Raw genomic sequence first — 17,911 nt, 5'->3', positions numbered from 1 at the left:
TTTAAAGGAATATCATGGATAAAAATTTAGAGAGTTTAACACAATCGGAGTTTAACTGTAATGTTGCATTTAAAATACATTTAAAAGAGTTTAATCAAAATGTTAGAGAAGAGCTTGAAAAAAGAATAAGTGAAGTTTTTTTCTTTACAAGAGGTGTTGATTGGCAGTTTGATAGTTTTGGTATCGAAAAAGCTGGTGAGAGAAAAAGTAATATTTTGGGATATTTTATATTTAGAGCAACAGATATTGAGAAATTAAAAAAGCTATTTTTACAAGAGTTTAAAGATTATTCAAATGCTACAAAAATTTCATGTTCGGTTGCAACTTATCAAAAAGTTGATGAGGAGTTTTTTGAGATTGAAGTTTAGCTAGTATTAAGACAAATAGATGGGGAAAATATCATATAAATATCAGCTAGAGTCTATTGAAAAATTAGCAAAAATAGGATTTTGGGAACTTAATTTAGAGAGTAATGAGCTTATTTGGTCTAAAGAGATTTACAATATTTTTGGTTTAGATAAAAATATAAAGCCAAGTTATGAGTTATTTTTAGATTTAGTTTATAAAGAGGATAGAGAGCTTGTAAATAGTGCATATTTAAAATCTTTGGAAGATAGAAAAGATTACTCAATAGTTCATAGAGTAGAGCTAAGCAACAAAGAGATTAAATATGTAAAAGAGGATTGTCAAACAATTTTTGATGAGAATAGGAAAGCTTTAATATCACACGGAACGGTTCAGGATATTACAGAATTAACAGTTGCAAAACAAAAAATAGAGCAAGAGAGAGCTGCTTTAAAAGAGCAACAAGAGCTTTTAGAAACAATATTTAATAATACAATAGATGGTCTTGCAATAGTGGATAAAGATACAAACTTCCTTAAGGTTAATAAAACTTATTGCAAATTAACAGGATATACACAAGAAGAGCTTTTAAAAACATCTTGTCTTGCTTTAACTGCGCCAGAGGATATTGAAGGAGTAAAAGAACTAAATGAAGAGTTTATAAAAGGAGATATTCAAAATATAACTATTGATAAATCTTGTATTGGAAAATATAGAAAGATAGATTCTAGGATTTTTTTATCTTGGTTACCAAATAAAGAGCATATCTTTATTAATATGAAAGATTTAACAAGTGATAACATATTAAAAGAACAATCTAAACTTTTTTCAATGAAAGGTATGTTAGAGAATATTGCACATCAATGGAGACAACCTTTAAGTATTATAAGCTCTATTGCAAGTGGAATAAATATATTAAAAAAATATGATAAACTCAATAGTTATGACTTTGAAAAAGATATGAATCTTATTTTACAACAGGTAAATTATCTATCAAATACCATAGAAGATATTAGCAATTTTGTAGTTGATGATAAGAGTTTAGAATCTACTAGTTTAGTATCTATTTTAGAGAAGAGTTTGAATATTTTTAATCCAATTGCAAATATGAATAGTATCAGTATTGTAGTTGATTTTGATGAAGATTTGGTTTTAAAAGCATATACAAATGAGTTAATTCAATCTTTTATAAATATTTTAACAAATTCAAAAGATGCTTTAATAAAACAGACAGAAGATAGATATATATTTGTAAGTACAAAAAATAATAAAGATTTATTTATAGTAGAGATAAAAGATAGTGGAAAAGGTGTAGATAAAGCTATTATTAATAGAGTTTTTGAACCATATTTCACAACAAAACATCAAAGCTTGGGTACTGGAATAGGTCTATCTATGACTCACAATTGTATAAATATAAGACATAATGCAACTATAGAAGTAGCAAATAGTGAATATATTTATAATAATAAAAAATATAAAGGCTTAAGTACAAAAATCTACTTTAAAAAGTAGATTTAAGCTTTGTAGCTTCTAATTATTAAGTATGAGATAAAAGATAGTAAAGTTATACTAAAAGCTATTATAAAAAATCCATTATCATCAAAATATAGCGCAATAGATGAGATAATAGCTCCCAAACCAAACTGTAAAATACCAATAACTCCACTAGCAACTCCAGCATTTTTTGAGAAGTGCTCAAGAGCAATTGCCATACAATTTCCAAAAACAAAAGCCATCATACTCATATAAGCAGCCAAAACAATAACAGTTTGAATCAAAGTGATATTTTGATGAATTAAAATAAAAATTAATCCAACAACTATTTGAAAAAGTATTGCAAACTTTACAATATCTAAAGCTCTATATTTTTTAAGAAGATTTATATTTACTTTTATCATAAACATTAAAATTATAAAATTTATTCCAAAAAATAGTGGAAAATAGTCTGTTTTTATTCCAAAATATTCAATATATATAAAAGATGTTTTGGCAATTAATATAAAAAAACCTCCAAAACTAATAGCAAGTACCAACATGGCTTTCATAGCTTTTTTGTGAGTTAAAACAGATTTGTATGACTCTAAAACTTTTTGATTACTTTTTACAAAACTCTCTGGCAAATCCTTATAGATTAAAAATGCTACAACTAAAGAGTAGATTGTTAAAAATACAAAAATACCTTCCCATGGATAAAAATGTATTATTAAAGCACCAAAAACAGGAGCTAATAAAGGCGCAATACTTCTAATAATCCCAATCAATGAAAATACCTTTGCAGCCTCTTGCCCTTTAAATCTATCTCTTACAGCAGCAGCTGCATTTACAACTGTAACTCCTCCAAAAAATGCCTCTAAAAATCTATATATCCAAAGTTCATAAACATTTGAACTAAAAATTATTAAAAAGCTAAAAAAAGCAAAACCAATAAGACCTAAAATAGAGCCAAATCTTCTTCCATATCTATCAGAAATTGGACCACCAAAAATCTGTCCAATAGCAAAACCTATTAAAAATATTGATAAAGATAGTTCAATTTTATGTATATTTACATCAAAATATTTTGCAATTTCTGGAATAGATGGAAGATAAGTATCTGTTGCTATTGGCGCAACTGAAGATAAAATAGATAATAGAATAATTAAATATATATGACTAGTTGATTTTTTCATAAAGACTCTTTAAAATGTATTGTATATAAGTGAGTTAAAAAAAAGAGGATGATTAAGGGAAAATCCCCTAATCACTATTTTGTCATGCTAGTTAGCATCCATAAATCTTTTTCAAGTTTTGCAACTTTTTCATCTGCAAAAGCTTCTGTTCCTTTATCTGCATTTTCACCTGCAAGAGTGCTTAGTTTTTTAAACTCTTCTAAAAGGTATTTGAAATCTTCAGTAATTTTTTCAACAATCTCTTTTGATTTAAAACTATCACCTGTTTCAGTTTTTATATTTGTTGTTTTTACTAAATCATCAATTGTTAAAAGTGCTTTTCCACCTAACATTATTGCTCTTTCAGCAGCATCATCAAATAGAGTTGACATATCATCATATACACCTTCTGTGTAGTTATGAACTGGATGGAAATCCATACCTTTTACATTCCAGTGATAATTATGTAATTTTACATAAAGTGCATGTGCGTCAGCTTGAATTTGATTTAATTGTTTTATTACTTTTGACATTTTTGAATCCTTTATTTTAAAATGGACCCTATTATATAACCATAAGTATCATTTGTCAATATTATTTGATAATATTTATAATCTCCAAAGGCTCTTTTACAATATAATCAGCACCATGCTCTTTTAGCTCTTTTTCATCTCTAAAACCCCATAAAACACCAATTGCTTTCATGTTTGCACTTTTTGCTGTTTGCATATCAACTTTTGTATCTCCAACAAAAAATATCTCACTTGGATTAATTTTTAGTTTTGAAGCAATATTTAGTGCTTGAATGGGGTCTGGTTTTTTTGCTAAATGCTCTTTTTGACCATGAACCTCTAAAAATGGATAATCTTTAAATATTGTTTTTACATACTCTTTAGTCATAAAATCTGGTTTATTTGATAAGACTGCTAAATTGCAATCTAATCTAACAAGCTCATCTAAAAGCTCATAAATACCCTCATAAGGATTTGTATTTTTATGAAGATTAAACTCATAAAGTTCTTTAAATCTCTTTGTAGCTTCATCTTTTAATTCAATACTACTCTTTAAAGCATTATCTATTAAAACATCCATTCCACTTCCAACAAAATATTTATATTCATCTATTTTATAAGTATCTAATTTTAAGCTTGTTAAAACTTCATTCATACACAGTGCAATATCATAAATAGAGTCTAAAAGTGTTCCATCTAAATCAAAAATTAGTGTTTTTTTCATATTTCACCTTTATAATAAAAATAGAAGTTTAACCAATATTTTCATAAATTGAGATTTTATGTAACAAAATTTATGTAAATATTATGAAAATAAAAAGCCCTAAAAATAGGCACTCTAAACAAAAGTGTAACTTTTTTACAAAAATAATCTTTAGATTGAAAAAAAAAGTTGCATATTAATAAAACTAAACTATATTATGGCTATAATAGCAACTGTTTATCAATTATATTTTTAAATATAAATTGAGATTGAATTTTCATTAAAAACGGTTAATTATAAAACGGTATAATTAAATCATTATAAAATTTTTGGAGTAATAAAATGAATGCATCAGATTTATTTGTAAAAGCATTAGAAAACGAAGGTGTTGAGTACATTTTTGGTGTTCCTGGTGAAGAGAATTTAGATTTCTTAGAAGCTATGAGAAAATCAAATATTAAACTTATATTAACAAGACATGAGCAAGGTGCAGGATTTATGGCTGCAACTTATGGAAGATTAACAGGAAAAGTTGGAGTTTGTTTAGCAACTCTTGGCCCTGGTGCTACAAACTTTGCAACTTGTGCTGCTTATGCACAACTAGGTGGAATGCCTATGATGATGATAACTGGTCAAAAACCAATTAAAAAATCAAAACAAGGTAGATTCCAAATCATTGATATTGTTAGAATGATGAGACCTATGACTAAATTTGCAAAACAAATTGTAAATGTTCACAATATCCCTTCGGTTGTAAGAGATGCATTTAAAATTGCAACAACTGAAAGACCAGGTGCTGTTCATATTGAACTACCTGAAGATATTGCACATGAGCCAGTAGATGCTGATACAACAATCTATCCAGTTTACAATGTAAAATATCCAGCAGCAGTTGATGAGGTTATTGATGAAGCAGTTGCTATGATTGAAAAAGCGAAAAGACCACTTTTATTAATTGGAGCTGGAGCAAATAGAACAAGAATTGGAAACACTTTAACAGATTTAGTAAATAAAACTGGTATGGCATTCTTCTCTACTCAAATGGGTAAAGGTGTTATTGATGAAAACCATCCAATGTGTTTAAGTGCAGCAGCATTAAGTAAAGATGACTTTGTTCACTGTGCAATTGATAGAGCAGATTTAATTATCAATGTTGGACATGATGTTATTGAAAAACCACCATTTTTTATGTCAAATAAAGAGGGTGCAACAAAAGTTATGCATGTTAACTTCTTCCCAAGTGAAGTAGATGATACTTACTTCCCACAAATGGATGTTGTTGGAGATATCGCAAGTAATATTGCAAAAATAACTGAGAAAATAAAAGTTCAAGATCACTGGGATTTTGATTACTATACAAGAATGGCAGAAGAGATTAGAACAAGATTATCAAAATATTTTGGTGATAATAGATTCCCAATCTTACCTCAAAGAGCTGTAAGAGCTATTAGACAAACATTAGCTGCTGAAGATATTGTAACACTTGATAATGGTGTTTATAAATTATGGTTTGCAAGAAACTATAGATGTGCAAAACCAAATACACTTTTATTAGATAATGCACTTGCAACTATGGGAGCTGGACTTCCTTCTGGAATGATGGCAAAAATGATTAATCCAGATAAAAAAGTTGTTGCTGTTTGTGGAGATGGTGGGTTTATGATGAACTCTCAAGAGATGGAAACAGCAGTTAGATTAGGTATTGATATGACTGTAGTTATCTTAAATGATAATGCATATGGAATGATTAAATGGAAACAAACAGGAATGGGATTTGAGTCATTTGGACTTGATCTTGGAAATCCAGATTTTGTTAAATATGCAGAGTCTTATGGTGCTCATGGATATAGACCAAAATCGGTTGAAGAGTTTGAAGCTACTTTAGAAAAATGTGTAAATAGTAAAGGGGTTCACTTAATTGACCTTGCAGTTGATTACTCTTTAAACCACTCAATCTTGAATGAGCTTTTACCACAAAAAACTTGTTTAGTTTAATCTAAACAATCTTAAAAAGGGGCTTTAGATTTAAAGCCCCTTTTTTAATCTTTAAAATTAAAATTCAAAGGAGAAAATATGAGTACTATAGAAGTTACATCACCATTTGATGGAAAAGTAGTTGGAACTGTAAAATTTAACACTTATGAAGAGGTTGAAGCAGCTATTGATTTAGCGCATAAAACTTTTTTAGATAGAGATAATTGGATTCCAAAATATAAAAGAGTTGAGATTTTAGAAAATGTTATGAAAATTATGAGTTCTCAAGTTGAAGAGCTTACAATCCTTTGTGCAAGTGAAGGTGGAAAACCATATATTGACTCTAAAGTTGAAATTCAAAGAGCAATTAATGGTATTAAAATTGCTATTGAGCAAATTGGACTTCAAGAAGGTCATGAAATTGCTATGGGTCACACAGCATCAAGTGCAAATAGAATTGCATATACAATGAAAGAGCCAATAGGTGTTGTTGCTGCAATTTCTGCATTTAACCACCCATTTAATCTTGCTGTTCATCAAGTAATTCCAGCAATTGCTGTTGGATGTCCAGTAATTATTAGACCAGCAACTCAAACTCCTATGAGTGCAATTAAATTAGTAGAGATTTTAAAAGAGGCTGGTTTACCAAATGGTTGGGCTCAAGCTGTTGTTTGTGATAGAAATGCTGGAGAGTTATTAGTAACAAGTCCTAAAACTGCATTCTTTACATTTATTGGTTCAGGACCTGTTGGTTGGTATTTAAACTCTAAATCATCTCCAGGAACTAGAAGTGCATTAGAGCACGGTGGAGTTGCACCTGTAATTGTTGAGCCAGATGCAGATATAGAAGCTATGATTCCAGATTTAGTAAAAGGTGGATTCTATCACGCTGGTCAAGTTTGTGTATCTGTTCAAAGAATTTTTGTTCATGAATCAATTGCCAATACAGTTGCTTCTAAAATTGCCGAAAAAGCTTCAAAATTAGTAGTTGGAAATCAACTTGATCCAAAAACTGAAGTTGGACCACTAATTAATCACAATGAAGTAAACAGAGTTGAAGAGTGGGTAAATGAAGCAGTTACAAAAGGTGGAAAAATTTTAACAGGTGGAAAAAGAATCGGTGATTCTTGTTTTGAACCAACTGTTATTGTAAATCCATCTGATGATGCAATTATCTCTCAAAAAGAGATTTTTGGACCAGTTGTTTGTGTTTACTCATATAAAACATTAGATGAAGCAATAGAAAGAGCAAACCAACTAGATGTTTCATTCCAAGCAGCAGTATTTACAAAAAATATTGATACAGCTTTAAAATCTATAAAAAGATTAAATGCAACAGCAGTTATGGTAAATGATCACACAGCATTTAGAGTTGATTGGATGCCATTTGGTGGAGCTAAAACTTCAGGATTAGGGCTTGGTGGAATTCCTGATTCTATGAGAGAGATGCAAAATCAAAAAATGATGGTTATTAAATCACCAGTTTTATAATCAGTAATTTATGATTTTTTAAAAGCTAAGGTTTTAAAGCCTTAGCTTTTTTTATTTTTAAATATTAGGAAGTACTATGACTTGGGAAGATATTATAAATTTAGAGAAACAAAAAGATTATTATAAATCTTTAGAAAAAGAGATAAACAAAAGATATGAAACATCTACAGTATTTCCTGAAAAAGAGAATATTTTTAAAGCTTTTTCTTTAACAAAACTTGATAATCTAAAAGTTGTAATATTAGGACAAGATCCATATCATGGCTTTGGTCAAGCTCAAGGATTAGCATTTTCAACTCCAGCTAATATCAAAAATCCACCATCTATGCAAAATATCTTAAAAGAGATAGAGAGTGATTTGGGAAAAAAATCTCTTTGTGAAGATGGAGATTTAACATCTTGGGCAAAACAGGGAGTAATGCTTTTAAATACAATATTAACCGTAGAAGAGAGTAAACCAAAATCTCACCACAATTTAGGTTGGGAAGTTTTTACAGATAATATAATTAAATATATAAGTGATAATTGCGAAGATACTGTTTTTATTCTTTGGGGAAGCCCTGCTATTTCAAAAACAAAATTAATAGATAGAAAAAAACATCATATTCTAACAGCTCCACACCCAAGCCCACTCTCATCTTATAGAGGTTTTTTTGGATGTAAACACTTCTCTAAAACAAATGAAATTTTGATTAATTTAAAAAAAGAGCCGATAATTTGGTAAGAGCTTAGATAAAACTGCTATCTTCTTTAAAATTCACTAGCTAAATATATTGATAATTCTTGATTTTACCTTGCCTAAAGAGAGTTTTATAGCAGAATATTTCATAACTTTTGCAATATTTTTCCATCTATCTTTTTCATAACAAGGCTTTGGACAATTTCTACATCTAGGTTTAATTTCATGAGGACAATTTTGAAGTTTACTAAATGAGTAGTTAATTGCTTCAAAACACTCTTTACAAAGATATAAATCTATATCTATTTTTAAATCTTTATATATTTGAATTTCAGATTTATTATATTGATTTTGATGCTTATCTGTACAATACAACTCATAAAACTTCTTAAGAGTTTTAACTTCACTTATAAATTTTTCACTTGTCATAAAATCTTCTTTACTCTATTTTTATAATTTTTGCATACAATACAAAATATTTTCTTGATAATTATCAAGACAAAGGAGCAAAATATGGCAAGAGTAGTAGATGATTATGAGTTTTTTAATTTTTTAGATAAAAAAGATTTAGATAGGTTAAAAGAGATATCATTTAAAAAAAAGTATCAAAAAGATGAGATACTTTTTTACAAAGGTGATGAACCAAAGTTTTTACACCTTTTAACAAAAGGGATAGTAAAACTTTATACTCACGATTTTAAAGATAATGAGATAATAATCCATAATCTAATAGCTCCATCTTTAATAGCTGAAATTGTGAACTATGAAGAGATAAATTTTTTAGCAAATTGTTCTTGTGAGACTGATTGTGAAGCTATTTTAATAGATTATAAAAAATTTAAAGATGAGTTTTTATTAAAACCACAAATTGCTATGTTTTTTATCAAATCATTAACAAAAAAGATAAAATATTTAGAGAGTTTTATAAACTATAATGTATCTTTAAATAGTATTGAAAAAATAGCTAAATTTTTACTAGATAATGAAGAGTTATTGAAGAACTTAAGACAGGTAAAAATTGCACAAATATTAAATATAACTGCTGAAACCTTCTCAAGACAACTTGCAAAGCTAAAAAAAGATGGTGTTATACAAAATGATAAAGGTCATATAAAAATTTTAGATCATAATAAACTTTTATCTTATGTTGGTAATTTTTGATAAAAACCTTTTGTTTCTTGCTATAATCTTGCAATTATAGAAATAGGAGAAGATATGAAAAAAATAACAAAATCAATAGTTGCTGCAACACTACTTACTACAAGTTTAAATGCAGCTAGTTTTCAAGTTTTAGGTTCAAAAGCAACTTCAATGGGTGGAGCTGGTATTGCTACATCGCCATCATCACTTGCAAGTTATAATAATCCTGCACTTTTAGCAAAAAATAAAAAAACTTTTGCATTTCATACAGGAGTTGGAATTGGATATAAAGATAATGGAGTTTTAGATACAGTTAGTCAACTGGATGATTTAAATTTTTCTGATTTAGTAAAAAGAGCTGAAAATACAACAAATTTAACTGGAGTTTCAATTGATGATTTAACAAAATTAAATCAATCAAAAAATATTATCTTAGGGGCAAACAATCAATCTTTTAATGCAACACCAACAGTTGATATTGCATTTGCGGTTAAAAATGTTGGTTTTGGTGTTTTTGCAAGTGCAGATGCTGCTGGAACTTCAAAAGTAGATCAACAATATGATAAATTAATATTTGAAAATAGTGGAAGCTATTATGAATTAGATTCAAATAATAGTGTTACAGGTAGTACTCAAACAGCTTATGAAGATAGCTCTTTAATTTATGCAATGGATGAAGGTGTTGGAAATACAGGAGTTCAGCTTGATGCTCTTGCTCTAATTGAGATACCAATTGCCTATGGACATGCTTTTGGTACAGATTTTGGAGATATCTATTTAGGAGGAGCTTTTAAACTAATGAAAGGAACTACATATAGTAGTTTTCATAGTTTTTCAAGCGATAAAGATATAAGTGATGATTTTGACAAAAACAAAAAAGATTCTACAACAGTTGGTTTAGATTTGGGATTAGCCTATAATCCATCTTTTGATGAAGATTTAACTTTGGCACTTGTAGGAAAAAACTTAAATTCTCCTAGTTTTGATAGAGTAAATGGTGGAGAGTTTAAACTAGATCCAATGGTTAGAGCTGGGGCTGCATATAAGATTAGTTTTGTAGAACTTGCTTTTGATGTTGATTTAACTGAAAATGAGTCAATAAATGGTATAAAATCACAATATGTAGGTGGAGGTGCTAGTTTTGATCTATTTATTCTTGATTTAAATGCTGGATTAATGAAGAATTTATCAAGCAATGATGACTCAGGTTTAATTTATACAGCTGGGGTTTCTATGGGACCTGTTGAATTATCTGCTCAAATGGCAAGTAAATCTACTCATATAGATGGAACAAAATTACCAAAACAAGCAAGTGTTAATTTAGCTATTGCATTTTCTTGGTAAAAATTAGGAGATATCTCTCCTAATTATAATTATAAAAAAAGAGTTTAAAATGAAAATACTATTTTCTCCAAGTGAGACAAAAATTTCTGGTGGTGATAAAATATCTTTTAGTAAAGATAATTTTATATTTCCAGAGCTTTTTAATAAAAGAGTTGAGATTGTAAAAGCATATAATGATTTTTTAAAAACTGCATCAAAAAGTGATTTAGAAAAACTTTTTGGAACAAAAAAAGATGATGTAATAGAAAAATATAGAGTCGATATTTTCTCTTTACCTCTTAAAAAAGCAATTCAAAGATACGAAGGAGTTGCTTATGATTATTTAAATTATAATAATTTAGATAAAAATGAACAAAACTATATTGATGAAAATGTTTTGATTTTTTCAAATATCTTTGGGGTTATAAAAGCTAGTGATATGATTCCTGATTATAAATTAAAACAAGGCGAGAGTTTTAATAACTTAAAAATAGAGAAGTTTTATAGTGATAACTTTACCAAAGCTCTTGATGATTATTTAGAAGATGAAGATATCTTAGATTTAAGAGCTCAGTTTTATGAGAAGTTTTACACTATAAAAAAACCATATAAAACTTTAAAATTTATAAAAGATGGCAAGGTTGTAAGCCATTTTGCAAAGGCTTATAGAGGAGAGATTCTAAAAATTATTGCTCAAAATGGTGTTAAAACATTTGAAGATTTTATGAATTTAGAGCTAAAAAATTTAAAAATAGAAGAGATAAAAGAGCAAAAACTTAAAACAGAAATAGTTTACTCTATTAATTAAAAGGAAAAATAGTGAAGAAAGTTCCATTTTTAGGATTTTTAATCGATAAAAAAGGCTCTGCTTCAGAGTTAAAATATGAAGAGCTAAATAGTATTGATAGAACAGAAGATAATATTTTATGGGTTCATTTTGATTATTCACAAAAAGAAGCAAAAAATTGGATAAGAAAGCAATTTAAAGATTCTATTGTTGCTAATGCACTTTTAGCTGGTGAGACAAGACCGCGAACTACTATCTTAGGGGATTCTTTACTTATTGCATTAAGAGGTGTTAATTTAGAACCAAACTCAAAACCTGAAAATATGATCTCTATTAGATTATATATATCTGAAAATATGATTATTAGTACAAGTAGAAGAACTTTGATGTCTATTGAAGAGATAGTTGAGGATTTAAAAAAAGGTATTGGAATAAAAAGTAGTTCAGAGTTTTTGGTTGAATTAACTAATCGTATGATTGATAGAATAGATGATGTTATTGATGAAATTCAAGATAGAACAGATTATCTAGAAGAGAATATTATGAATATGAAAAAGCAAGATTTTAGAATTAAAATTTTAAATGTTAGAAGAGAGACTATTATTTTAAAAAGATATTTAACTCCACAAAGAGAGGCTTTAATAAAATTAACTAGCGAAAAAATCTCTTGGATAGATGAGTATAGAAAAATAGAGATACGAGAGACAAATGATCAATTAATAAGGCATATTGAAGAGCTTGATACTATTAGAGATAAGGTTATTTTAATACAAGAGGAGTTGACAAATAGTTTAAGTGAAGATTTGAATAAAAAAATGTATATTTTATCAATTATCTCTGCAATATTTTTACCACTCACATTTTTAACAGGTCTTTTAGGAATAAATGTTGGTGGAATACCAGGTGCAAATAACGAAAATGCTTTTTATATTTTTACTACTATTTTAATTTTAGTAATATTTTCTCAATATATGATTTTTAGAAAGAAAAGATGGATTTAGTTTAGCTCTATATTTTTTGTTTTTTTATAAAAAATAGTGATATAAAAGATAACATTGCAAAAATAAAACTGTATAAAAACAAAAACTCTCCATAAACAGCACCTGAAACAAAAGCTCCAATAAATCCACCCAAACCATATCCAATACCAAACATAAACTGCTGAGCCAGTTTTTTATTATCATAAAGTGAATATAAATAGATAACAGCAGCACTATGAAATAGAGCAAAAGAGAAAGCATGAATAGCTTGAGTAAAAAATACAATTTCAAGTGAATGAGGATATAAATATAGAAGTAACCATCTAAAAGATGTAACTGCTACACAAAATTTAATTATATTTAGTAGATTGTTTTTCAAAATTGGTGCTTGGAAATATAACATCAAAATTTCACATACAACACCAAATGCCCAAAGATAAGATATTGTCTCTAAAGATAAACCATGTTCAAGTTCGTAGATGGTGAAAAAGTTATAAAATCCACCAAAACTCACCTGCATAAAAAATATACTTGCCCAAAATGCCCAATGTTTCAAAAATGAGAAAACTTCATCACTGCTTGAACTAATCTTTGCTTCTAAATCATTTTTCAGTAAAAGAAAAGCAAATATTACAGTTAATACTACAATTGCTAAATAGTAATGAAGAGCAACAAATACAGATGTTAGAAATTTTGCTAAAACAAGTGCAATAATCATAAAACCAATTGAGCCATAAAGTCTTGCTTTTCCATATCTATCTTTTCCTAAAACTGTAATTGTAGTAACTTCAAGATATGGCAAAATTAAAGATAAACAAGCTGCTAAAAAAGCATTATTTAACATAAAAATATAGAAGTGTTCAATTGTTATATAAAATAGGGCAACAGCTAATACTGTTAAAATAAGTGCTTTTTTAAACATAGATTTATTTAAATTTATATGTTTTAAAAATAAAAAGGGCATAGCAAATTTCATTAAAGGAGCGACTGCTAGAATTAAACCAATATCAAAAGTGCTATATCCAATATCGCTTAGAACTTTTGGTAAAAATATTACATATATTCCAACAGCTGCAAAATAGAAGAAATAGAATGCTGAAATATTAAAAAATAGCATCTTTTTCGTTTACAATATCTGTTTTTGAAAGAATATCTTGGATTGTTTTTCTATCTTTATTAAAATAGGCAAAAAACAAAGGAGCAAATAAAATTATAGAAAATAGGGTAATTAAATATCGAATAAGCACTTGTAAAATAGTTACTCTTGATTTTGTTTCTCTATCTACAAGCTTTAAATCATAAGCTTTTAGACCAGGAGTTTGACCATTTTTTAGCCAAAAAATAGCAATAATAAATAAAACTGTAAATAAAATAATAGCCCAACCAGCTAATCTATTTTGAGAAAACTCTACTCCTCCACCCATTATTAAATAAAAAACAATATAAACAATTGGAGTTGTGATTAAAAAAAAGTCAGTTAAAAAAGCTTTAAATCGTGTAAAAAGAGGAACAAAATTGGAAGATGATTGTAAAACAGTTTTGGCTTTAATCTTTTTTGCTCTATTTTGTTTTACATCTCTCCATTTTGCCATTAGTTTCCTCTACTACCTGGTTTTATAGCAACACTTCCGTCTTTGCATAAAGGGCAGTTTTCAGGACTATACATCTCAAATGCAAAATCCTCTAGTGCAAAAAGCGGTTTATCAAGTGGTAGTTTACAGTTATCTTTTCTTGATAATTTGCTTCCAACTCTTTGACAAAAACCTCTATTTGCTAAAGCTGCATAAGCCACAACTTCACCACCACCTTTTACAATCTCTTGAGCAGCTTCAAGTGCGCTTCCACCAGTTGTAATAATATCTTCACAAACAAGATATTTTTCACCCTCTTTTACTTCAAAACCTCTTCTAATACTCATTTTCCCATCAGATCGTTCAGCGAAAATAAATCTTACATCTAAAGCAGTTGCAAGTGCAAATCCAGCTATTAATCCACCAAGAGCAGGAGCACAAACAGCGTCTATTTGTATCCCTGATTTTTTAATTTCAATTGCTAATGCTTCAGCAAGCACTTTTGCAGTTTTTGGATTTTCAAGCACTTTTGCACTTTGTAGATAAAATTGTGAGTGGTTTCCACTACTTAATTTAAAATGCCCTTCAAGTAAAGCATCTGAGTCTTTGTATATTTGTTCTATATTCATAATTAAACCGTTAAAATCTCTTTCTCTTTTGTTTTTAAAGTTTCATCAGCTTTTGCTACAAAACCATCAGTTATCTTTTGAATCTCATCTTGAGCTTTTTTGCTATCATCTTCAGTAATCTCTTTATCTTTTAGAAGATTTTTTACTTTTGTATTTGAGTTTTGTCTAATATTTCTAATAGCAACTTTCGCATTATCAGTCATTATTTTAGCTTGTTTTGCAGTTTCCTGTCTTTGTTCAACTGTCATTGGTGGAAAAAACAGTTTAATCACTTCACCATTGTTATTTGGATTAACTCCAATATTTGCAGTTTGAATAGCTTTTTCAATAACTCCTAAAAGGTTTTTCTCCCAAGGGCTAATTGTAATTGTTGTTGCATCTGTTGCTAAAACAGAACCAACTTGAGATAAATCAGTCATTGTTCCATAATAATCAACTTTGATATTATCTAAGATATTTACACTTACTTTACCTGTTCTTAAAGTTTTGTAATCTCTTTTTAAAGCCTCAATAGATTTCTCCATTTGCTCTTTTGTTTGTGAATAAATTTCATTCAACATAATAAAACTCCTTTAAATTTTTACTTAGTTTGTGGTGCAGCTGGTGCTGTGTTCTCTTTTGTTTCAGTAATTGGACTTGAAGGAATTAGCGATTCAATTTTTACGCTATCAATTGCACTTTTATTTCTCTCTTGATTATATAAATAACCCAAAATTAATGTATTGATTACAAATACAATACCTAAAGCCATAGTTGCTTTTGATAAAAAGTTAGCAGGACCCTTTGCCCCAAACACAGAGTCATTGCTTCCGCTATATGCTCCTAAACCAATACTTGAGCTCTTTTGAAGTAGAACTACAATTACAATTAGCACCGCTAAAATAATTTGAACTATTAAAAGTGTAGATGTCATTATCTATATTCCTTTTTTAAAAATGGTGTTTATTTTATCCAAAACTAAATTTAAAATAGATAAAATGTAGATTAAATTTTTTTTTAAAGAGAACAATGCAAAAAAAAAATCAATTCTCAAAATATGCAAAAGAGTATCAATCATATAATATAATTCAACAAATTTGTGCTAAATCTTTGATTCGTGAACTAAAATCAAAACCTAAAAATATTTTAGAGTTAGGTTGTGGCAGTGGTCAGGTTTTTTCAAATATCAGTTGGGATTTTGATAGATACTTAGCCATTGATGGGTCAGCTCAAATGTGTGATCTTCATCCAAAAGCAAAGAATCTAGAGTTAAAAAGTTTAAATTTTGATTCTCAAGAGTTTATAGACTACACAAAAAATCAAAACTTTGATATTGTATTATCTTCATCAGCTCTTCAATGGTCTGCAAATTTAGAAAAATTAGTAGAACATCTATCTAAAATTACAAAAGAGATAAATGCAGTTTTATTTACCTCAAATACATTTAAAACAATTCAAAATATAAGTGGAAATAGATCACCAATATTAGATGAAGATAGTATAAAAAAAGCTTTTAATAAATATTTTGTTTGTGAATTTGAGACTATAAATTATAAATTAGAGTTTGATAACAAAAAAGAGCTTTTTGATTATATTAAAAAATCAGGTGTTAGTGGAAGTAGTGAGCTTTCATATGAGAGCGCTAAAAGATTATATAAAGAGTATAACTTAAACTATTTAGAGTTTGAAGTTATTTTTGTTAAAACGCTCTCTAAAATATAGAGTTCATATCTTATATATTTAAAGTTTTCACTATCTTTTATTGAAGTTAGTTTTGTAAGCTCTTCTAATACTCTAGAACTCTCTTGAGCTCGTTTAAAGTTTGCAATTAAAATTGAGTTTAAATCTTCTCTATTTTGTTCACTTTTAATAGACTCTCTTAAAACATCATTTTGTACATCTCTTGACTCTAAAATCTCATAAAAGTTTTCAACTCTTGCAAGATGTCTTAAATTTTTTAGTTTAGTAGATAACTCTTTATCATTATATACATATCTAAAAATATCCTCAACAACTCTAATTCCTTCTCTAAGTCTATTAAGGTTTGCGTCAATTATTCGTAAAAAATTGTTATTCATATTATATATAGTATATTGGGGTTAAATAACCCCAATAAATTACTCATTGTTTTTCATAATACCAAGTATTTGAAGAAGCGATATAAATAGATTGAAGAAATCTAAGTATAAAGATAAAGCTGCTTCAACAGGTGAGTCATAATTTCCTTTGATTATATTTTGTGTATCGTACAAAATAAATGCAGAAAATAGTAATGCACCAACACTTGCAATCGTTAGTTGCATCATTGAAGATTGAATAAAGATATTAGAAATACCAGCAACAATCATAATGATTAGAGCGATAAATAAAAATTTACCCATAAAACCATAATCTTTTTTAGTTGTCATAGCAAACATTGAAATTCCACCAAAAGCAATTGATGTCATTAAAAAAGCTTGACCAACAATTGAAGCACCACCTGGCATTGCAAAAATTGCAGTTAAAAGAGGAGCAATTGTAAGACCTGTAATAAATGTAAATACAAATAATACAGCTAAATTTATACCAGGAGTATGTTTAACTCTAGGAATTACAAAAAATATAAGTGCCAACTCAATAGCAAACAAAACCCACATCATAGGACCAGCTATATAGTTAACAATCCCCAATCCAATATAAGCTCCAGCAGTTGCTGCTAAAAGTGAACCTGCAAAAAGTTGATAAGTAGCTTTTAAAAAGCTCATTATATATGCTTGTTTTGATGATTCATTTGAGTAACTATTTGTCTGATCTGTCAAATAATCTCTATTGTACATAAATCCCTTCCTTATAATCTTAAGATTTTTATTTAATACATATAACAATAAATTGCTATATTATGGGGATTATAATACAAAAAAATTGTAAATAAAAGATTAATATAAAAGAATTTCCAAATTTAAGCAAAATTTAAGCGTAAACCTCTTGACAAAGTAAAATTTTCCTATTATAATTCCCGTCCAATTTGACCAGTACGGTTTAAAATTAAGATCTTTAAAAGTATGATTAGACGGTTTAAGAAGAATGTAATCTTTATAAACTGAATATGAGAAATGTTAAAAAAATATTATGAAGAAACAAGTATAAGTAAAATTATAACTTGTCTAT

General features: G+C 28.1%; 21 protein-coding genes. 10 read left to right on the top strand and 11 right to left on the bottom strand.

The window, feature by feature from the left end; translation table 11 throughout:
• Positions 1–14: 14 nt before the first annotated feature.
• Both CRU94_RS09130 and CRU94_RS09125 read left to right on the top strand, forming a co-directional pair.
• A complete protein-coding gene (locus tag CRU94_RS09130) occupies positions 15–368 on the top strand; it encodes a hypothetical protein (protein WP_258237446.1) in 354 nt (117 codons plus the stop codon).
• Between the two features lie 19 nt (positions 369–387).
• Positions 388–1,860, top strand: a complete 1,473-nt coding sequence (locus CRU94_RS09125) for a PAS domain-containing protein (protein ID WP_129106469.1) — start codon at positions 388–390, stop codon at positions 1,858–1,860.
• Positions 1,861–1,862: 2 nt separating this feature from the next.
• On the opposite strand, the gene CRU94_RS09120 is transcribed toward CRU94_RS09125, so the two are convergent.
• From CRU94_RS09120 to CRU94_RS09110, 3 genes are all read right to left on the bottom strand, one after another.
• Positions 1,863–3,017, bottom strand: coding sequence for a multidrug effflux MFS transporter (locus tag CRU94_RS09120; RefSeq protein ID WP_129106468.1), 1,155 nt, complete (start codon positions 3,015–3,017; stop codon positions 1,863–1,865).
• A 74-nt stretch (positions 3,018–3,091) separates the two neighbouring features.
• Positions 3,092–3,529, bottom strand: a complete 438-nt coding sequence (locus tag CRU94_RS09115; RefSeq protein ID WP_129106467.1) for a Dps family protein — start codon at positions 3,527–3,529, stop codon at positions 3,092–3,094.
• Positions 3,530–3,590: 61 nt separating this feature from the next.
• Complete coding sequence (locus CRU94_RS09110) at positions 3,591–4,232, bottom strand: HAD family hydrolase (RefSeq protein WP_129106466.1); 642 nt, start codon at positions 4,230–4,232, stop codon at positions 3,591–3,593.
• Positions 4,233–4,553: 321 nt separating this feature from the next.
• Between CRU94_RS09110 and CRU94_RS09105 the strand changes: the two genes are divergently transcribed.
• The 3 genes from CRU94_RS09105 (at position 4,554) to ung (ending at position 8,400) form a co-directional block, all read left to right on the top strand.
• On the top strand, positions 4,554–6,206 hold the full coding sequence (locus CRU94_RS09105; RefSeq protein WP_129106465.1) for an acetolactate synthase large subunit: 1,653 nt from the start codon (positions 4,554–4,556) through the stop codon (positions 6,204–6,206).
• Between the two features lie 78 nt (positions 6,207–6,284).
• A complete protein-coding gene (locus CRU94_RS09100; RefSeq protein WP_129106464.1) occupies positions 6,285–7,676 on the top strand; it encodes an aldehyde dehydrogenase family protein in 1,392 nt (463 codons plus the stop codon).
• A 76-nt stretch (positions 7,677–7,752) separates the two neighbouring features.
• A complete protein-coding gene (ung, locus tag CRU94_RS09095; protein WP_129106463.1) occupies positions 7,753–8,400 on the top strand; it encodes a uracil-DNA glycosylase in 648 nt (215 codons plus the stop codon).
• A 36-nt stretch (positions 8,401–8,436) separates the two neighbouring features.
• On the opposite strand, the gene CRU94_RS09090 is transcribed toward ung, so the two are convergent.
• A complete protein-coding gene (locus tag CRU94_RS09090) occupies positions 8,437–8,784 on the bottom strand; it encodes a nitrous oxide-stimulated promoter family protein (RefSeq protein WP_129106462.1) in 348 nt (115 codons plus the stop codon).
• An 84-nt stretch (positions 8,785–8,868) separates the two neighbouring features.
• Here CRU94_RS09090 and CRU94_RS09085 point away from each other — a divergent pair, with 84 nt between their 5' ends.
• The 4 genes from CRU94_RS09085 to CRU94_RS09070 are packed head-to-tail and all read left to right on the top strand — an operon-like array spanning position 8,869 to position 12,606.
• Positions 8,869–9,516 (top strand): Crp/Fnr family transcriptional regulator, encoded by a 648-nt coding sequence (locus CRU94_RS09085; protein ID WP_129106461.1) that lies wholly within the window; start codon positions 8,869–8,871, stop codon positions 9,514–9,516.
• 54 nt (positions 9,517–9,570) lie between these two features.
• On the top strand, positions 9,571–10,839 hold the full coding sequence (traF, locus tag CRU94_RS09080; protein WP_129106460.1) for a conjugal transfer protein TraF: 1,269 nt from the start codon (positions 9,571–9,573) through the stop codon (positions 10,837–10,839).
• A 49-nt stretch (positions 10,840–10,888) separates the two neighbouring features.
• Entirely contained in the window at positions 10,889–11,626 is a 738-nt protein-coding gene (locus tag CRU94_RS09075) for a YaaA family protein (RefSeq protein WP_129106459.1), read from the top strand.
• 11 nt (positions 11,627–11,637) lie between these two features.
• Complete coding sequence (locus CRU94_RS09070) at positions 11,638–12,606, top strand: zinc transporter ZntB (protein ID WP_129106458.1); 969 nt, start codon at positions 11,638–11,640, stop codon at positions 12,604–12,606.
• Between the two features lie 7 nt (positions 12,607–12,613).
• Here the strand turns inward: CRU94_RS09070 and CRU94_RS09065 are convergent, their stop codons facing one another.
• Genes CRU94_RS09065 through secG form a run of 5 tightly spaced genes read right to left on the bottom strand, consistent with a single transcriptional unit; the run spans position 12,614 to position 15,698 of the window.
• Positions 12,614–13,702, bottom strand: a complete 1,089-nt coding sequence (locus CRU94_RS09065; protein ID WP_129106457.1) for an MFS transporter — start codon at positions 13,700–13,702, stop codon at positions 12,614–12,616.
• Entirely contained in the window at positions 13,689–14,177 is a 489-nt protein-coding gene (locus CRU94_RS09060) for an RDD family protein (protein WP_129106456.1), read from the bottom strand. Before CRU94_RS09060 ends, CRU94_RS09065 begins: the two co-directional genes overlap by 14 nt.
• Complete coding sequence (gene pyrE / locus CRU94_RS09055; RefSeq protein WP_129106455.1) at positions 14,177–14,785, bottom strand: orotate phosphoribosyltransferase; 609 nt, start codon at positions 14,783–14,785, stop codon at positions 14,177–14,179. Before pyrE ends, CRU94_RS09060 begins: the two co-directional genes overlap by 1 nt.
• 2 nt (positions 14,786–14,787) lie before the next feature.
• Positions 14,788–15,345: a ribosome recycling factor gene (gene frr, locus CRU94_RS09050; RefSeq protein ID WP_129106454.1), complete on the bottom strand. Its 558-nt coding sequence runs from the start codon at positions 15,343–15,345 to the stop codon at positions 14,788–14,790.
• 20 nt (positions 15,346–15,365) lie between these two features.
• On the bottom strand, positions 15,366–15,698 hold the full coding sequence (secG, locus tag CRU94_RS09045; RefSeq protein ID WP_129106453.1) for a preprotein translocase subunit SecG: 333 nt from the start codon (positions 15,696–15,698) through the stop codon (positions 15,366–15,368).
• 95 nt (positions 15,699–15,793) lie between these two features.
• Here secG and CRU94_RS09040 point away from each other — a divergent pair, with 95 nt between their 5' ends.
• Positions 15,794–16,486, top strand: a complete 693-nt coding sequence (locus CRU94_RS09040; RefSeq protein WP_129106452.1) for a methyltransferase — start codon at positions 15,794–15,796, stop codon at positions 16,484–16,486.
• Here CRU94_RS09040 and CRU94_RS09035 read toward each other — a convergent pair.
• Both CRU94_RS09035 and CRU94_RS09030 read right to left on the bottom strand, forming a co-directional pair.
• On the bottom strand, positions 16,438–16,842 hold the full coding sequence (locus CRU94_RS09035; protein ID WP_129106451.1) for a thiamine-phosphate pyrophosphorylase: 405 nt from the start codon (positions 16,840–16,842) through the stop codon (positions 16,438–16,440). The two genes, CRU94_RS09040 and CRU94_RS09035, sit on opposite strands and share 49 nt — an antisense overlap.
• A 39-nt stretch (positions 16,843–16,881) precedes the next feature.
• Positions 16,882–17,580: a Bax inhibitor-1/YccA family protein gene (locus CRU94_RS09030; protein ID WP_129106450.1), complete on the bottom strand. Its 699-nt coding sequence runs from the start codon at positions 17,578–17,580 to the stop codon at positions 16,882–16,884.
• Positions 17,581–17,911 lie beyond the last annotated feature (331 nt).

This window comes from Arcobacter sp. AHV-9/2010 (assembly GCF_004116575.1).
GTDB lineage: Bacteria > Campylobacterota > Campylobacteria > Campylobacterales > Arcobacteraceae > Aliarcobacter > Aliarcobacter skirrowii.
This window is presented reverse-complemented; position numbering and strand designations above follow the sequence as displayed.

What these genes read in the sequence shown, in the direction of transcription:
- frr (WP_129106454.1), bottom strand. Translation starts at nt 15,345, where the DNA reads ATGTTGAATGAAATTTATTCACAAACAAAAGAGCAAATGGAGAAATCT.
- CRU94_RS09105 (WP_129106465.1), top strand. Translation starts at nt 4,554, where the DNA reads ATGAATGCATCAGATTTATTTGTAAAAGCATTAGAAAACGAAGGTGTT.
- CRU94_RS09130 (WP_258237446.1), top strand. Translation starts at nt 15, where the DNA reads ATGGATAAAAATTTAGAGAGTTTAACACAATCGGAGTTTAACTGTAAT.
- CRU94_RS09065 (WP_129106457.1), bottom strand. Translation starts at nt 13,702, where the DNA reads ATGCTATTTTTTAATATTTCAGCATTCTATTTCTTCTATTTTGCAGCT.
- secG (WP_129106453.1), bottom strand. Translation starts at nt 15,698, where the DNA reads ATGACATCTACACTTTTAATAGTTCAAATTATTTTAGCGGTGCTAATT.
- CRU94_RS09120 (WP_129106468.1), bottom strand. Translation starts at nt 3,017, where the DNA reads ATGAAAAAATCAACTAGTCATATATATTTAATTATTCTATTATCTATT.
- CRU94_RS09060 (WP_129106456.1), bottom strand. Translation starts at nt 14,177, where the DNA reads ATGGCAAAATGGAGAGATGTAAAACAAAATAGAGCAAAAAAGATTAAA.
- pyrE (WP_129106455.1), bottom strand. Translation starts at nt 14,785, where the DNA reads ATGAATATAGAACAAATATACAAAGACTCAGATGCTTTACTTGAAGGG.
- CRU94_RS09125 (WP_129106469.1), top strand. Translation starts at nt 388, where the DNA reads ATGGGGAAAATATCATATAAATATCAGCTAGAGTCTATTGAAAAATTA.
- CRU94_RS09100 (WP_129106464.1), top strand. Translation starts at nt 6,285, where the DNA reads ATGAGTACTATAGAAGTTACATCACCATTTGATGGAAAAGTAGTTGGA.
- CRU94_RS09115 (WP_129106467.1), bottom strand. Translation starts at nt 3,529, where the DNA reads ATGTCAAAAGTAATAAAACAATTAAATCAAATTCAAGCTGACGCACAT.
- CRU94_RS09030 (WP_129106450.1), bottom strand. Translation starts at nt 17,580, where the DNA reads ATGTACAATAGAGATTATTTGACAGATCAGACAAATAGTTACTCAAAT.
- CRU94_RS09085 (WP_129106461.1), top strand. Translation starts at nt 8,869, where the DNA reads ATGGCAAGAGTAGTAGATGATTATGAGTTTTTTAATTTTTTAGATAAA.
- CRU94_RS09035 (WP_129106451.1), bottom strand. Translation starts at nt 16,842, where the DNA reads ATGAATAACAATTTTTTACGAATAATTGACGCAAACCTTAATAGACTT.
- traF (WP_129106460.1), top strand. Translation starts at nt 9,571, where the DNA reads ATGAAAAAAATAACAAAATCAATAGTTGCTGCAACACTACTTACTACA.
- CRU94_RS09110 (WP_129106466.1), bottom strand. Translation starts at nt 4,232, where the DNA reads ATGAAAAAAACACTAATTTTTGATTTAGATGGAACACTTTTAGACTCT.
- ung (WP_129106463.1), top strand. Translation starts at nt 7,753, where the DNA reads ATGACTTGGGAAGATATTATAAATTTAGAGAAACAAAAAGATTATTAT.
- CRU94_RS09090 (WP_129106462.1), bottom strand. Translation starts at nt 8,784, where the DNA reads ATGACAAGTGAAAAATTTATAAGTGAAGTTAAAACTCTTAAGAAGTTT.
- CRU94_RS09040 (WP_129106452.1), top strand. Translation starts at nt 15,794, where the DNA reads ATGCAAAAAAAAAATCAATTCTCAAAATATGCAAAAGAGTATCAATCA.
- CRU94_RS09075 (WP_129106459.1), top strand. Translation starts at nt 10,889, where the DNA reads ATGAAAATACTATTTTCTCCAAGTGAGACAAAAATTTCTGGTGGTGAT.